Source organism: Burkholderia sp. AU17457, assembly GCF_002223255.1.
In the GTDB taxonomy this organism is placed as follows: domain Bacteria; phylum Pseudomonadota; class Gammaproteobacteria; order Burkholderiales; family Burkholderiaceae; genus Burkholderia; species Burkholderia sola.
This window is the reverse complement of record NZ_NKFB01000005.1, coordinates 704,799-719,193: the sequence shown is the minus strand read 5'-3', so window position 1 is coordinate 719,193 and position 14,395 is coordinate 704,799. Positions and strand designations below refer to the sequence as shown.

Annotated in this window: 14 protein-coding genes; 4 read left to right on the top strand and 10 right to left on the bottom strand. The window is 67.2% G+C overall.

All coding sequences use genetic code 11. The features are described 5' to 3' along the window. Window positions 1-28: 28 nt before the first annotated feature. The 3 genes from CFB49_RS20500 to CFB49_RS20490 form a co-directional block, all read right to left on the bottom strand. Complete coding sequence (locus tag CFB49_RS20500; protein ID WP_089492153.1) at window positions 29-1,186, bottom strand: iron-containing alcohol dehydrogenase; 1,158 nt, start codon at window positions 1,184-1,186, stop codon at window positions 29-31. Next, window positions 1,183-1,518 carry a putative quinol monooxygenase gene (locus tag CFB49_RS20495; RefSeq protein WP_059582584.1) on the bottom strand — a complete coding sequence of 112 codons (336 nt, stop codon included), beginning with the start codon at window positions 1,516-1,518 and terminating at the stop codon, window positions 1,183-1,185. Before CFB49_RS20495 ends, CFB49_RS20500 begins: the two co-directional genes overlap by 4 nt. Window positions 1,519-1,758: 240 nt before the next feature. After that, window positions 1,759-2,478, bottom strand: coding sequence for an SDR family oxidoreductase (locus tag CFB49_RS20490; RefSeq protein ID WP_089436255.1), 720 nt, complete (start codon window positions 2,476-2,478; stop codon window positions 1,759-1,761). A 133-nt stretch (window positions 2,479-2,611) separates the two neighbouring features. On the opposite strand from CFB49_RS20490, the gene CFB49_RS20485 reads away from it, so the two are divergent. From CFB49_RS20485 to CFB49_RS20475, 3 genes are all read left to right on the top strand, one after another. Next, on the top strand, window positions 2,612-3,589 hold the full coding sequence (locus CFB49_RS20485) for a LysR substrate-binding domain-containing protein (protein ID WP_089492152.1): 978 nt from the start codon (window positions 2,612-2,614) through the stop codon (window positions 3,587-3,589). Window positions 3,590-3,731: 142 nt separating this feature from the next. Further along, window positions 3,732-5,120, top strand: a complete 1,389-nt coding sequence (locus CFB49_RS20480; RefSeq protein ID WP_089492151.1) for a nucleobase:cation symporter-2 family protein — start codon at window positions 3,732-3,734, stop codon at window positions 5,118-5,120. A gap of 218 nt (window positions 5,121-5,338) precedes the next feature. Beyond that, window positions 5,339-5,764, top strand: coding sequence for an NUDIX hydrolase (locus CFB49_RS20475; RefSeq protein WP_089436252.1), 426 nt, complete (start codon window positions 5,339-5,341; stop codon window positions 5,762-5,764). Between the two features lie 61 nt (window positions 5,765-5,825). Here CFB49_RS20475 and CFB49_RS20470 read toward each other — a convergent pair whose 3' ends face one another. The 3 genes from CFB49_RS20470 to CFB49_RS20460 form a co-directional block, all read right to left on the bottom strand. After that, a complete protein-coding gene (locus CFB49_RS20470) occupies window positions 5,826-6,038 on the bottom strand; it encodes a hypothetical protein (RefSeq protein ID WP_069618391.1) in 213 nt (70 codons plus the stop codon). Window positions 6,039-6,302: 264 nt separating this feature from the next. After that, complete coding sequence (locus CFB49_RS20465; protein WP_069618392.1) at window positions 6,303-7,643, bottom strand: APC family permease; 1,341 nt, start codon at window positions 7,641-7,643, stop codon at window positions 6,303-6,305. A gap of 139 nt (window positions 7,644-7,782) precedes the next feature. Next, window positions 7,783-8,628 carry a carbon-nitrogen hydrolase family protein gene (locus tag CFB49_RS20460; protein ID WP_069618393.1) on the bottom strand — a complete coding sequence of 282 codons (846 nt, stop codon included), beginning with the start codon at window positions 8,626-8,628 and terminating at the stop codon, window positions 7,783-7,785. Between the two features lie 176 nt (window positions 8,629-8,804). Here CFB49_RS20460 and CFB49_RS20455 point away from each other — a divergent pair, with 176 nt between their 5' ends. Further along, window positions 8,805-9,623: a response regulator transcription factor gene (locus tag CFB49_RS20455; RefSeq protein WP_069618394.1), complete on the top strand. Its 819-nt coding sequence runs from the start codon at window positions 8,805-8,807 to the stop codon at window positions 9,621-9,623. A 145-nt stretch (window positions 9,624-9,768) separates the two neighbouring features. Here CFB49_RS20455 and scpA read toward each other — a convergent pair whose 3' ends face one another. From scpA to CFB49_RS20435, 4 genes are read right to left on the bottom strand one after another with little or no spacing between them, the layout of a single operon-like run. Further along, the gene (gene scpA, locus CFB49_RS20450; protein WP_089492150.1) at window positions 9,769-11,910 is read right to left on the bottom strand and encodes a methylmalonyl-CoA mutase; all 2,142 of its coding nucleotides are present in this window, start codon (window positions 11,908-11,910) and stop codon (window positions 9,769-9,771) included. After that, on the bottom strand, window positions 11,907-12,740 hold the full coding sequence (locus CFB49_RS20445) for a Pnap_2097 family protein (RefSeq protein WP_089492796.1): 834 nt from the start codon (window positions 12,738-12,740) through the stop codon (window positions 11,907-11,909). Before CFB49_RS20445 ends, scpA begins: the two co-directional genes overlap by 4 nt. A gap of 5 nt (window positions 12,741-12,745) precedes the next feature. Next, entirely contained in the window at window positions 12,746-14,047 is a 1,302-nt protein-coding gene (locus CFB49_RS20440) for an MSMEG_0569 family flavin-dependent oxidoreductase (RefSeq protein ID WP_089492149.1), read from the bottom strand. Between the two features lie 56 nt (window positions 14,048-14,103). Continuing rightward, the gene (locus tag CFB49_RS20435) at window positions 14,104-14,388 is read right to left on the bottom strand and encodes an MSMEG_0570 family nitrogen starvation response protein (protein ID WP_089492148.1); all 285 of its coding nucleotides are present in this window, start codon (window positions 14,386-14,388) and stop codon (window positions 14,104-14,106) included. Window positions 14,389-14,395 lie beyond the last annotated feature (7 nt).

Below are 14,395 nucleotides of genomic sequence, written 5' to 3'. Positions count from 1 at the left end.
GCCGGCGGGCAGCATCGTGCCCGCCGTGTCACCACGCCTGCCGGTAGATCTCCAGCGCGTCGGCCTCGGTCACCTCGCGCGGATTGTTCACGAGCAGACGCGTCTGCAGCATCGCGTCCGACGCCATCCTCGGCAGGTCATCCTCGCCGATACCGACCTCGCGCAGCGTGCGCGGAATCCCCGTCGCGACGATCAGCCGGTCGATCTCGGCGATCAGCGCGTGCGTTTTCGCTTCGTCGCTGCCCGTGGCCGACGGCGCGACGATGGCCGCCAGTTCCGCATACAGCGGCGCGGCGGCCCGCGCATTGAAGCGCAGCACGTGCGGCAGCACCAGCGCATTCGACAACCCGTGCGGCACGTGGAAGATCCCGCCCACCGGATAGGCCAGCGCGTGCACGGCCGCGACCGGCGCATTCGCAAACGCCTGCCCCGCGAACATCGCGCCGACCAGCATCGCTTCGCGCGCGTGCCGGTTCTGCCCGTCGTCGCATGCGGCCAGCAGGTTGCGCGACAGCAGCGTCAGTGCGTGCGTCGCCAGCATGTCCGATACCGGATTCTTCAGACGCGCGGACGTGTATGCCTCGATCGCATGCACCATTGCGTCGATGCCGGTCGCCGCCGTCGCCGCGCGCGGCAGGCCGAGCGTGAGCTCCGCGTCGAGGATCGCGACGTCCGCGAACAGGTGCGGCGACACGACGCCCATCTTGCGCGCCTCGCCGACCGTGACGATCGACACGGCCGTGACCTCGGAGCCGGTGCCGGCCGTGGTCGGCATCTGCACGAGCGACAGCCGCGCGCTCGCGACCTTGTCGACGCCGTACATGTCGGCCAACGCCTGCTGCCCCGGCGCGAGCACCGCGATCAGCTTCGCGACGTCCATCGACGAGCCGCCGCCGAGACCGAGCACGATCTCGGCATCGGCCGCGACGGCCCGCGCGGTCGCTTCGAGCACCACGTGCTCGGGCGGATCGGCGATCACGTCGTCGATCACGGTGACCTGCCAGCCGTGCGCGGCGAGGCTCTCCAGCGCGGGCGCGAGCACGCCGCTGCGATGCAGGAACGCATCGGTGACGACGCACAGCCGCACGAGCGCCGGAAAGCGTTCGCGCAACAGCGCGCCGAGCCGGCGCGCGGCGCCGAATTCGACGATCTGCGTCGGAACGGTGCGGAATCGAAACGGGTTCATCGGGCGCCTCCCGGGGCCGTCGCCGTGCCGGTGTCCGGCTGCACCATGTAGCGGATCACCTCGCGACGATCGAGCAACGGCATGATCGCGCCGACACCGATCCGCTGGAAATGCGGCGTTTCCCGATGCACGTCGAGGCCGTCGGCCTCGCTGTAACGCTCGAGGATCACGATGTGGTCGGGGTTCTCCGGCGACCGGAAGTACGCGTAGTCGAGGTTTTTCGGCTCGGTGCGCGTGGCCGGCGCGAGTTCGGCCAGCAGTTCGACCACGCGGTCGCCGTTGCCGGGTTTCGCGAAGAAATGCGCGATGACCTGCAGATAGGGTTCGTTCATGCTGCGCTCCATGTTCGACACAAGCCCGTCGCGACGGGAGCGCCCCCCATCCGCCATGAACCGGATGGATTCAAACGCGATGATGCGGCACCGTATCGCTGACGCGTCGTCGCATTGTATTGAATCGGCACGGCCTTCGCAGTGCCGCGACCGGGCCGCGAACAGCAGGCCGAATCGCGCCGCACGCTCACGACGAGCCGGAACAGGGCCGGCCGCCGCCCGCTTGCGCCGCCACCCCGGCTACCAAGGCACCGTCCGCCCCAGATAGTCGAGATATTCGAGCCCGGGCCGCGCCCGCTTCGCCAGCAGCACGTCGACGAGGCTCGGCACGCTCTCCTCGATGGTCAGGCGCGCGTCGGGCCCGCCGAGTTCGGTGCGGACCCAGCCGGGCGCCATCAGCGCCAGCGCGCGGCGCGTGTCGGCCTGACGCGCCGCGAAGCTGCGCATGAACTGGTTCAGCGCGGCCTTGCTGCCGCGATACACCTCGCGCATCCCGGTGACGTTGTTGGTCACGCTGCCCTGCCCCGACGACATCGCGCCGATCAGCCCGTCGTCGGTCACGAGATCCTGCAGCGTCTCGATCGCGCGCATCGGCGCCAGCGCATTCGTGATCATCACGCGCACGAATTCGTCGGTCGTCACTTCGCCGATCGTTTCATTCGGATCGTTGGTCGTGCCCGCATTCACGAACAGCATGTCGAAGCGCCGGCCCGACAGGCGCTCGCGCAGCGCGGCCAGCTGCGCGGGCTCGCAGATGTCGAGCGTGCCGATCTCGAGCCGGCCGTCGAACCGGTCGGCCAGGTCATGCAGCTTCGTGCGCCCCGCTCCTTCGCGCACGGTACCTGTCACGTTCCAGCCCTTGTTCAGGAATACCTCCGCCATTGCCAGTCCGAGGCCGCGCGACGCCGCGACGAGCAGGAGCGCGGGGGCGTTTCGTCGATTCGATTCAGTCGATTGCATGGTTTTCGCCTTTGCCGTGTTTCGTCATGCGCCCACTATAGGCGCGCACCAAGGCAGGCGCCAGACGCACCCGATGCAATCCATCGTTGCACCAAACGCCATGTCAAACCTCGCAGTGGCGTATCCTGTCCGCATGGAAGACATCGACCTGAACCTCGTCACCGCGCTCGACGTGCTGCTGTCGGAGAGCAGCGTGACCGGCGCCGCGCGCCGGCTGGGCCTGAGCACGTCCGCGATGAGTCGTACGCTCACGCGGCTGCGCATCGCCACCGGCGACCCGCTGCTCGTGCGCGCCGGGCGCAAGCTCGTGCCGACGCCGCACGCCGCCGCGTTGCGCGATCGCGTGCATGCCATCGCGCGCGACGCGCGCACGCTGCTCCGGCCGGCGACGGCCGACGTCGAGCTGGCGACGCTCACGGCCACGTTCACCATTCGCGCGGCCGCATCGTTCATGGAAATGCTGGCCGGCCCGGTCGTCGCCGCCCTGGCCGACGTCGCACCGCACGTGCGGATCCGCTTCGTCCCGAAGCTCGACCGCGATCCGCAAGCACTGCGCGACGGCACGGTCGACCTGGAAATCGGCAAGCGCGGCGACGACGCGCCCGAACTGCACACGCGCATGCTCTTTCACGACTGGCATGTCGCGGTGGCGCGCGCCGGGCATCCGCTGTTCGCATCGGCCCGGATCACGCCCGCGCGCTATGCGGCCTGCCGCCACGTTATCGCAGCCCAATTGGGCGATTTCGGCGGGCCCGCCGGCGACTCGACCGGCGAGGCCGGCCCGGGCCCCGCCGTGCATGTCGTCGTGCCGGGCTATCCGGACGCGATGCGCGTCGCGGCCAGCACCGACCTGATCGCGCTGGTGCCGCGCTCGAGCCTCGGCAACGCGTGCTCGCCCGGGCTCATCGAAGCGCTCGGGCTGCGCAGCTTCGAAGTCCCGGTCCGCTTGCCGGCGATCCTCGTGTCCGCGCTGTGGCATCCGCGCATGCATGGCGACCCCGTCCATCGCCGTCTGCGCGACACGGTCATCGCCGTGTGCCAGCGCGCGTATCCGGATTCCGGCCCGCCACGCGCCGCGGCGCGCGGCCAGGGAGCCCGCGCGGCCGGCTGACGTCGCGTCGCGGGCTCCCTGGCCGGCCAGCCGCGCGGTCGGCAACGCACCCGCACGCCCCACTACCGCGGTCCGGCCGGGCGGCGCCGGCAGCCCCTTCGGCTAAAATGCCGCACTTTCCACCTTGTCCGGCCCGCTCGCCATGCAACCCGCCTCCTCCGCCCAGTCCGCTTCCCGCGGCGCCGACGCCGCAGAAGCGGCCCGCGATCTCGTCTACGGTCCGAACGACCGGCCGGCGCCGATGGTCGCCTTCGTCGCCGCGCTGCAGCACCTGCTGGCGATCATCGTGCCGATCGTCACACCCGGCCTGCTGATCTGCCAGGCGCTCGGCGTGTCCAGCCGCGATACGACCCTGATCGTGTCGATGTCGCTGGTGATTTCCGGCATCGCGACCTTCGTCCAGTGCAAGCGCTTCGGCCCGCTCGGCGCCGGCCTGCTGATCGTTCAGGGCACGAGCTTCAACTTCGTCGGCCCGCTGATCGCCGGCGGCAGCCTGATGGTCAAGCAGGGCACGCCGGTCGAGACCGTGATGGCCGCGATCTTCGGCGTCGTGATCGCCGGGTCGTTCGTCGAGATGGGCGTGTCGCGCATCCTGCCGTTCGTGAAGCGCCTGATCACGCCGCTCGTCACCGGCATCGTCGTGCTGCTGATCGGCCTCACGCTGATCAAGGTCGGCCTGATCAGCATGGGCGGCGGCTACGGCGCGATGGCCAAGGGCACGTTCGCGAGCGCCGAGAACCTGACGCTGTCGGGCCTCGTGCTCGGCACGATCATCCTGCTGAACCGCGTGCCGGTCGTCTGGGTGCGCAGCACGGCGCTCGTCATCGCGCTCGCGATCGGCTACCTCGCGGCCGCGTTCCTCGGCCGCCTCGATTTCACCGGCATGCACCAGGCCGCGCTGTTCCAGGTGCCGACGCCGCTGCATTTCGGCATCGGCTTCTCGTGGGCGCTGTTCGTGCCGATGCTGATCATCTATCTCGTCACGTCGCTCGAAGCGATCGGCGACGTGACGGCCACCAGCAAGATCTCGAACGAGCCGGTCGAAGGGCCGGTGTGGATGCAGCGGATCAAGGGCGGTGTGCTGGTCAACGGCGCGAACTCGCTGCTGGCCGGCGTCTTCAATACGTTCCCGAGTTCGGTATTCGCGCAGAACAACGGCGTGATCCAGATCACCGGCGTCGCGAGCCGTCACGTCGGCATCTGGATCGCGGGGATGCTCGTCGTGCTCGGCCTGTTCCCGGTCGTCGCCGGCGTGCTGCAGGCCGTGCCGGAGCCCGTGCTCGGCGGTGCGGCGATGGTGATGTTCGGTGCCGTGGCCGCGTCGGGCATCAACATCCTCGCGGGCGTCCACCTCGACCGCCGCGCGCTGCTGATCATCGCGGTGTCGCTCGCGCTCGGCCTCGGCGTGTCGCAGGTACCGGACATTCTGAACAGCCTGCCGCATGCGCTGAAAAACGTGCTGGAATCGGGCGTGGCGACGGGCGGCATCTGCGCCCTCGTGATGAACTGGTTCCTGCCGGAAAGGAAGTAACGGCCAAGCGCGGGGCGAACCGCATGACAACGTGGCGGTCGTGACGGGCCGCGTCGGTCCTCATGCCCAACGGCATCGGGCGTCCGGCGCACGGCCCCGCCGCCGGCCCTGCGCTTTCGGCCGGCACGCAACGTGCCGACCGCGCATCGGCGGCAATCAATCGTCAAACCCGGTCAGGGCGCCTTGGCCGATCGATTCGGGCTGGTTAGAATCACCGCATGCCCCAAACCCTCGCGCCCGACAAAGCCCCCGAAACGACTGCCGTTCCGATCAAGGAACGCGCGACCGTCGTCTGCTATCGCAATGCGCGCGTGTTGCTCGTCACGCGTGCGGCATCGCGCTGGGCCCTTCCGGGCGGCACGATCAAGCGCGGGGAAACACCGCTCGAAGCCGCGCATCGCGAACTGGGCGAGGAAACGGGCATGACCGGCCAGGATCTGGTGTACTCGATGCAGTTCACCGGGCTCGCGAAGATCCATCACGTGTTCTTCGCGGAAGTCGGGCCGGACCAGACGCCGCAAGCGAGCAACGAGATCGAGAAATGCAAGTGGTTCCCGATCGACAGTATCGACCGTCTGCGCACAAGTCTTCCGACGAAGCGAATCGTCGAACTCGTCTACAACCACGAAATCCGCAAGGCGTAACGCCCGCCCCGAGCCGTCGGCCGGCTCGAGTCGGGTGTCGTGATCAGCGGTGCGCGCTCGCTCAGTGCGAGCGCTTTCTTCGCAGTTCGTGCGTGGAATAGACGACGAGGAAGATGCCCAGCATCGCGACGCCGGACGCCATGAACTCGTTTGCGCTGCCCGAGCTGCGCAGCGCCGCCGGGAAAATACCCAGACTCAATCCTGCACCAGCAAGAAGCAATCCTGCTGCCACGCCCCAGATCGGTCCAGCGGTCTTGTCGATTATGTTTTTCATACGGCACCCGTCTACGGTCGTTACCTGAACGGTATCGGCAACAAGCGCCGCGTCTACCTTCAGTGATTCCACTATAACCGGAAGAAAATCCGCAAGCTTCTGGTGCTTTTCCCGATCAAGTTTCGGCGACCGCGGCCGCCACGTGCAGCCGGGTCGCGCAACCTGCAGCAGGTCATGGGGTGTGCCCGTCCAGCCCCCGGATCACGTCGTCACTGGTCGGCCGCGCTTCGGCGTCGCGCCCGTAGTCGCCCGCCTGCTCGCCGTTCAAATCGCCACTTCCGGCGGTGCCTGGCGAAATAGCCGCGTAATCCAGCACAGATACACGAGCCCGAGCACGAACCATGCGACGCCGAGCACGAGCGCCGCCTTCTCGAGGCTCACGAGCAGCCAGATATCGGACACCGCGCCGATCAACGGAAAAACGAGGCCGCCGAATACTCCGATCCCGCGCTCACCGGGATTGCCCGACAGATACAGCCGGATCACGCACAGATTGACGGCCGTAAAGGCGAGGAATGCGCCGAAGTTGATGAACGACGTCGACGTGGCGACATCCAGCTTCAGCGCGATCAATCCGACGACGCCGGCAAGTGCGATATTGATCGCGGGCGTCTTGAAGCGCGGATGAATGAACCCGAAGATGCGCTTCGGCAGGATTTCGTCGCGGCCCATCGCGTAAAGCAGCCGCCCGACGCTCGCTTGCGCGGAGATGCCCGATGCGAACTGCGCGAGGATCAGGCCCGCGAGGAACACGGTGACGAACAGGTCGCCGCCGATCATCTTCGCGACTTCGAACGCGGCCGAATCCGTATCCTTGAATTCGACGCCGGGATGCGCAAGCTGCATCGTATACGCCGCGATCACGAAAATCGCGCCGCCGATCAGCGCAATCAGCAGGATCGCACGCGGCATGTTCTTTTTCGGATCGATCGTTTCCTCGGTCAACGTCGAGACGGCGTCGAAGCCGAGATACGAATACGCGGCGATCGCGGCGCCTGCCATCGTCGCGCCGAACGGCACGTGCGGCCTGAAGAACGGCTCCGCCATCGCGATGCCGCCGGGGCCCGCCGCAGCCGACGCATAGTGCCAGCACAGTACGACGAACATCGCGACGACCGCCAGTTGCACGACCATCAGCACGATATTGAAGCGCGCGGCCAGTTCGATGCCGACGATGTTCAACCCGCTCGTCAGCACGATGAACGCGACGATCCAGATCCAGGTCGGCACGTGCGGAAATGCCGCGTTCAGGTACGCGGCACCAATCAGCCAGATCACCATCGGCAGGAAGAAATAGTCGAGCAGCGTTGCCCAGCCGATCATGAAGCCGAGGTGCGGGTTGAACGTCCTGCGCGTGTACGTGTAGGCCGAGCCCGCGGCCGGATAGAGCCGCGCGAGCTTGCCGTAGCTGAGCGCCGTAAACGCGATGGCGATCAGCGCGAGCAGATAGGCGAGCGCGGCCGTATCGTCGCTGGCCTTGGCGAGCACGCCGTAGGTCCCGTAGACGATCAGCGGCGCCATATAGGCGAGGCCGAACAACAGCACGGACGGCAGGCCGAGCGTGCGCTTCAGGCGTACCGGTTCGCTGGGTGACGACGCTTGCATGTTATCTCCTGGGCCCTTCTGGGGCCGATGCGAATGCCTGGGTGCCGTGCGGCAGACATTTCCGGCATGTCGATGGGACGACCGGGCATGTGCGGGCATCGCGCCCTGCTCCATGCATCGGATGGACCGTGGATTCGGGCTACTCGGCGCGGTGACGGCCCGCGTCGATCGTGAGCACGCGACTGCCGCCCACCTGTTCGACAGGCGAGAGACCGAGCGCCACGCGCGCGTCGTGCAGATAGCTGTAATGCTCGCGACTTGCTGCGAGGCGCGTCAGATCGAGGCGCGCCTGAGCGACGGCTTCGTCCCGGCCGAGTTCGATCGTGCTCTCGCCAAACGGATCGACCAGCGTGGACAGGCCCGCGAACGTCAGATCTTCGTCGCCGGTCCCGCAGCGATTCACCATCACCGCGAACATCTGGTTCTCCATCGCACGTGCCGCGATCGCGCGGCGATGGACGGGGCCGAACGGGTCCATGTTGCCGTTGGTGACGATCAGCAGATCGGCGTCGAGCGCAGCGACCGCGCGCGCCGTCTCGGGGAATTCGATGTCGTAGCAGATCAGCAGGCCGACCGTCAGGCCGTTCCAGACGCAGGTCGCGAAGCGGTCGCCTGGCGTGAATACGCCGACATCCGACGCCCACAGGTGGGTCTTGCGATAGCGCAGGACGATGTCGCCCCGCTCGTCGACGAGTACCGTCGTGTTGTAGAACCGTCCGCCATCGCGCTCCGCGAAGCCCACCGCGACGGCAACGCCCTTGCGACGTGCCGCGTCGCGTACCGCCAGTAGCCGCGGGCCGTCGAGCGTCTCGGCGACATCCGCGACGTTCTCCCGCGTCGGGAAACCCGACAGCGTCGTTTCGGGGAACACGATCAGTTTCGTGCCGCCGGCCACGTCGACGCGCTCGATCGTGTCGATCACCTTGCGCGTGTTGTGCGCGACGTGTCCGTCGACGAGCGACAGTTGCGCGAGTTCTACCTGCATGAAGCCATCTCCTTCCAATTGCCTTTCATTGGCATGTCGTATGCGTTGCACGTGTCATGCGACGCGCGTCGAGCGAAGCGGCGAACGGCCCGCCGCCCGTCGAATTGAGGCCGATTATCGGGTTATTATTTTTGACCTGAAATTCCCCGCCAGGGTTACCCTCACCGGAGCACACGATGGACCTCGAATGGCGAGATCTCGCTTTTCATCGGGAGATTGGCTCGGCCATCGACGCCCTCGATGGTCCGCATTTCTGGGCGCGTCTCACGCGCGTACTCGAGCGGCATCTCGATTTCGACAACTGGGTCGCGCTACGCTTCGCGCGCGATGCGGCGCCGCTCGTGCTCGCGGAACAAGCGATGCCGGACGGCAAGATCGACCTGATGTTCCAGGACTATCTGGCCGCGCTCTACCAGCTCGATCCGTTCTATCTCGCCGCGTTCGAAACGCAGGCGTCGGGCTTCTACACGCTCGCCGACGTCGCGCCGGACAACTTCCGGATGACCGAGTATTACCAGCGGTACTTCAAGAAGAACATCGTCGGCGACGAAGTGCATTTCAACGTCGTGATCGATCGCGATCACACGCTGGGCTTCTCGCTCGGCAAGACGAGCAAATACGACGAGCGCGAGATGGCATTGCTGACGCTTTACACACCCTGGGTGCTGTCGTTGATGCAGCAGCGCCTGCGCTTCGAAACGTTCGTCGTGAACGAAACGCCGCGCGCGAGACAACAAGAAGCGCCCGATCCGCACACGCGCTTCGGCATGCTGACCGGAAAGAGCGGACGCGGCGCATTGACGACGCGTGAAACCGAAGTGGCGATGCTGTCGTTGAGCGGCTTCTCCACGCGGGCGATCGGCGAGAAACTGTCGATCTCGTTCGAGACCGTGCGCGCACATAAAAAGCACATCTATGCAAAGCTCGGTGTCGGGTCGCAGTCGGAACTCTTCGCGCTGTTCTACGATCCCGCGAGAGCGGGTGAATCCGCGTGAGGCGAGCGACGGCGTCGCCGCTCGGACATCCGATCGATCGTCATGACGCAATCGCGCGCGGCAGCGAGATCGCGCATTCTCCCGTGTCAGGAAAAGGGCGCTGGTTCGGCGATCGAGAAGAGGTGCCCAATTCCCGCGGACACGCTCAGATCACGCCGTTCGCCGCATGTACACACCGGGCCCGCTCGATACATGCACACAGCGCTTCGACGATCGCGTCGAGCGGTGTACCCGGCCCGAACGTCGCCGCGACACCCTTCGCCTTCAGATGGCGCGCATCCGCGACGGGAAAGATGCCGCCCAACACGACCGGAATCTCGGCGCGAAGCAGCGCCAGTTCGTCGAGCAGCCCTTCGACGAGCTCCAGGTGGGCGCCCGACAACGACGAAACGCCCACGATATCCGCGCCATGCGCCTGTGCGGCAGCCGCCACGGCGGCCGGTTGCTGAAACAGCGGCAGGCGAAGGACGTCGAATCCGGCGTCCTCCAGCGCGGCTGCGACCACCGCCGCGCCGCGGTCGTGTCCGTCCTGGCCGAGCTTGGCGATCACGATGCGCGGCCGGCGTCCCGCACGTTTCGCCAGCCGGCCGACGCGGCCCGCCGCCGCCCGCCATGCGGCGTCGTCACACCGATGGTCGCCGTAGACGCCCTCGCCGCCCGCATCCACCGCCGCGGCATGCCGCGGCCATACCGATTCCAGCGCGTGCGTACACTCCCCGACGGTCGCACGTGCCCGCATGCAGTCGATCGCCAATGCGAGCAGGTTTCCGCCGCCGTCGCGCGCCGCATCGGCCAGCCGCCGCAACGCCGCCGCTACCCGCACCGGATCGCGCGCGGCCTTGACGGCTGCGATTCGGCGCACCTGCCCCGCACGAACGTGACGACCGTCCATCTCGCGCGCCATGAACGCATCCGTCGGATCGCTCGCGACGAAACGATTCACGCCGACCACGGTCCGGCGCCCGGAATCGACCTGCGCCTGCGTCTCCGCCGCGGCATGCAGCAAGCGCCGCTTCACCCAGCCGGACGCGATCGCGGCGATCACGCCGCCCTGCGCGTCGATGGCTGCCAGCTCGGCGCGCACGCGCGTCGCGATGCCGTCCGTCAGCGACTCCATCATGTATGAGCCAGCCCACGGATCGACCGTCTCGCACAGTCCCGTTTCATGCTGCAGAATCAGCTGCGTATTGCGCGCGAGGCGCGCCGCCGCCGCGGACGGCAGCGCAAGCGCTTCGTCGTACGCATTCGTGTGCAGTGACTGCGTGCCGCCGAACACCGCGGCCATCGCCTGCGCCGTCACGCGAACGATGTTGTTTTCCGGCTCCTGTGCGGTCAACGACCAGCCCGATGTCTGGCAATGCATGCGTAGCGCACACGCCCGCGGCGAACGCGCGCCACACGCGTGTGCGATCTCCGCCCACAGCAGACGCGCCGCGCGCAGCTTGGCGATTTCCGTATAGAAATCGCTGCCGACGCCGAAGAAGAAGCTCAGCCGAGCGCAGGCTTCATCCGCGGGCATCCCGCGTGCGGCCAGCGTGCCGACGTACGCCCGCGCATTCGACAGCGTCAACGCGAGTTCGAGCACGGCATCGGCGCCGGCTTCCTGGAAGTGATATCCCGACACCGACAGCGCATTGAAGCGCGGCGCATGCCGCGCCAGCCACAACGCGACGTCGGCGACGATCCGCATCGACGGCTCCGGCGCGAAGATCCACGTATTGCGGACCATGTACTCCTTCAGGATATCGTTCTGAATCGTCCCGCCGATCCGCCCGGGCGGCACGCCCTGCTCCTCGGCGGCCACGACGAATGCCGCCATGATCGGCAGAACCGCGCCGTTCATCGTCATCGACACGGTCGTGCGGTCGAGCGCGATGCCGTCGAACAGCCGCGCCATGTCCTCGACCGTATCGATCGCGACGCCGGCCACGCCCACATCGGCCCGCGCGTCGGCGCAATCCGAGTCGTAGCCGCGCTGCGTCGCCAGGTCGAATGCCACCGACAGCCCCTGCGCGCCCTGTTCGAGCGCCGCGCGAAACACGAGATTGGAATCCGCCGCGTCCGCGTGCCCCGTGTATTGGCGAATCGTCCATGGTCGATCGGTATACATCGACGCGTACGGCCCGCGCACATAGGGCCACGTGCCGGGCATGCCGCCGAGATGCGCGACGGCTTCGAGATCGCGCTGCGTGTAAAGTTGACGCAGCGGCACCGTGCGCGCGCCTCGATCGTTCCGCGCGACGTGCTCCGCGTCGGCGCCGGGCGCCATGATTGCCGCTTCGTTCATGCCCGGCTCCAGTGCTTTTGCGTAATGACATCGGCAATCTTCATCCCGTCGCTGTCGCGCAGGATTTCGCTCCAGTGCAGCAAGCCGCCCGCATTGGCCCGGGCACGCGCGAAACGCACGGTCAACGCATCGCCGATGTCGAGATTTCCATGAAAGTACAGTTGACGCGCCGCCAGCACCGGTGCGTGCGCGAAGCGGTAATGCTGCCATTCCGCGCGGTCGACGAAGGCCTGGAAGCTGGCGAAGTACAGCAGGTCCGCGCCGTTGAAATCCATGTTCGGGCACGGCAGGAACGACACGCTTGCGCCAACGTCCTCCGTGAAGCCGGCGAGCGCCGGCACGATCGACGCATCCCGCATCCGCAACTTCTTCGCGCACTCCGCCATCGACAGCACATCGGCCGGGACCGGTCCCGTGCGGCCGTCGACGCCGCTCATTCGCGCCTTCACCACCGAGCGGTTACTGCCAGCGTGTTCGCGCGTCACGAACGTCGACATCATCCGCACGATTCCTGCTTCGTGGTCGCCGTGCCGGATCCGCTGCTCGCTGAAATGACGAACCGGGCCAACCCGGCGAAGCGCGACATGCAGCGCGAACGTATCGTTCTCGCGAATCGCGTGACGGCGGTTCATGTCGACGCGCACCGCGACGAACGACGCATAGGCACGCCGCCCGTCGTCGTCGAAGAACTCGGGCGCGTCGCGGCCGCCATGCGCGGCCAGCGCGTCCCAGTGACGCTGCCCGCACTCCTTGAGCAGCCAGTTTTCCGCGAGCCCCGTGTGCGCGAGCTGCGGCATGCCGGCCCGATAGCGGTGGATGGCGGTATGCATCGGCGTCAGGCGGCCAGGCCGTCGGCCGAGCACCGCGCGGCTGTCATCTCGGCCCGGATCTGGTCGACGATATGGGCGGCGTCGCGCGCCACGCCGGAAAATCGCCCCGAACCCCACGTGTATAGCCAGGGCAGGCCGACGAAGTAGAGGCCGGGAACCGGCGTCACGCCGCGCCGGTGCGCGGGATAGCCGCGGCCGTTGAAGACCGGCGCATCCAGCCAGCTGAAATCCGGGGTGAAGCCGATGCACCAGATCACCGATGCGATGCCGCTGGCCGCGAGATCGAGCGCCGTGCGCTCGCCGGCCGGACGCCACACGGGTTCGTAGCGCGTCGCGGGCGGCGCGGCGATCCCGTTCTTCTCGATATGCGCGTCGATGCCGGCATTGATCCGGTTGTACGTATCGTCGGCGCTGTCGAGCCGCGCCGACAGATCCGCGGAGAATCGCAACTGCCCGCCCGCGAAATCCTCCAGCCGGCCGTACAGTTCCATCCCTTCGGCGGCAAAGCGGCGCAGATCGATGTCGCGCCCGCCGTCGCGGCCGGTCACATAGTGGTTGGTGTTGTCGCGCACGCCTTCGCGCAGCGGATGCGCATCGACCGGCATGTCGTAGTACTGCATGTCGGCCAGCCAGTCGACGACGTCCCTGCCCCGATAGAAACGGGCACAGCGAGGCGCGTCGCCCACCGCGAGGAACACCTTTCGCCCGGCGAGGTGGAGGTCTTCCGCGATCTGCGCACCCGACTGTCCCGATCCGACCACGAGAACCGGTCCGTCCGGCAAGACGGATGGATTCCGGTATTCCGACGACTGGAGCTGCACGATCGATGCAGGAAGCCGCTCGGCCAGGCGCGGCACGATCGGCCGATGGTAGCCGCCCGATGCAACGACGACCCGATCCGCCGTGTACGTGCCGCGCGACGTGTCGATGCGATAGCGTCCGTGCGCGTCGCGCGTCACATGCTCGACCGCGGTATGTTCCAGCACCGGCGCATCGACGCTGCGGATGAAGCCGTCGAGATACTCGACGATCTCGTCCTTCGTCATGAAGCCGTGCGGATCGGCGCCGCGATACGGATAGCCCGGCAGCGCGCACTGCCAGTTCGGCGTCACCAGACAGAACGCGTCCCAGCGCTGCTTGCGCCACGTGTGCGTTACCGTCTCCTTTTCGAAGACGAGATGATCGATACCTGCCTGCTTCAGGTAGTAGCTGATCGACAGCCCGGCCTGCCCGCCACCGACGACGGCTACGCCGAGATGGGCATCGATATCTGGGAGGCCGGATGAAACAACGGGTTCGCTTGACATGATGCAGTCCTGAATGTGTGTTGAAGACGACAGCGGATGCCTGCGCGCCGGACGCCCTAAACGAGCTCGATGACGGTCACGGTCGCATCGCGCTGCGGCACGAATCGTTCCGCGTGCGCTTCGATTCGCGCCAGCTCGTCCATCGCGGCCGAGCATGCGAACCCGTATTTCTCGCGTACGCGATCGGATGCGATACCCAGTGCGCGCCGCGCGCGCTCGACGAAGTCGTCGAGCGCGTATTGCGTGCCGGGCGCGAAAAACTCCGACACCACGGTCGAAGGCGAATAGCAGTTGGTTTCCGACTGGTCGGGCCAACGAACCCGAAAATGCATGACCGGCATGATGCCT

Coding starts and splice junctions, on each gene's coding strand:
- CFB49_RS20445 (WP_089492796.1), bottom strand. CDS start 12,740: ATGCATACCGCCATCCACCGCTATCGGGCCGGCATGCCGCAGCTCGCG.
- CFB49_RS20495 (WP_059582584.1), bottom strand. CDS start 1,518: ATGAACGAACCCTATCTGCAGGTCATCGCGCATTTCTTCGCGAAACCC.
- CFB49_RS20485 (WP_089492152.1), top strand. CDS start 2,612: ATGGAAGACATCGACCTGAACCTCGTCACCGCGCTCGACGTGCTGCTG.
- CFB49_RS20470 (WP_069618391.1), bottom strand. CDS start 6,038: ATGAAAAACATAATCGACAAGACCGCTGGACCGATCTGGGGCGTGGCA.
- CFB49_RS20455 (WP_069618394.1), top strand. CDS start 8,805: ATGGACCTCGAATGGCGAGATCTCGCTTTTCATCGGGAGATTGGCTCG.
- CFB49_RS20490 (WP_089436255.1), bottom strand. CDS start 2,478: ATGCAATCGACTGAATCGAATCGACGAAACGCCCCCGCGCTCCTGCTC.
- CFB49_RS20435 (WP_089492148.1), bottom strand. CDS start 14,388: ATGCCGGTCATGCATTTTCGGGTTCGTTGGCCCGACCAGTCGGAAACC.
- CFB49_RS20465 (WP_069618392.1), bottom strand. CDS start 7,643: ATGCAAGCGTCGTCACCCAGCGAACCGGTACGCCTGAAGCGCACGCTC.
- CFB49_RS20460 (WP_069618393.1), bottom strand. CDS start 8,628: ATGCAGGTAGAACTCGCGCAACTGTCGCTCGTCGACGGACACGTCGCG.
- scpA (WP_089492150.1), bottom strand. CDS start 11,910: ATGAACGAAGCGGCAATCATGGCGCCCGGCGCCGACGCGGAGCACGTC.
- CFB49_RS20475 (WP_089436252.1), top strand. CDS start 5,339: ATGCCCCAAACCCTCGCGCCCGACAAAGCCCCCGAAACGACTGCCGTT.
- CFB49_RS20480 (WP_089492151.1), top strand. CDS start 3,732: ATGCAACCCGCCTCCTCCGCCCAGTCCGCTTCCCGCGGCGCCGACGCC.
- CFB49_RS20440 (WP_089492149.1), bottom strand. CDS start 14,047: ATGTCAAGCGAACCCGTTGTTTCATCCGGCCTCCCAGATATCGATGCC.
- CFB49_RS20500 (WP_089492153.1), bottom strand. CDS start 1,186: ATGAACCCGTTTCGATTCCGCACCGTTCCGACGCAGATCGTCGAATTC.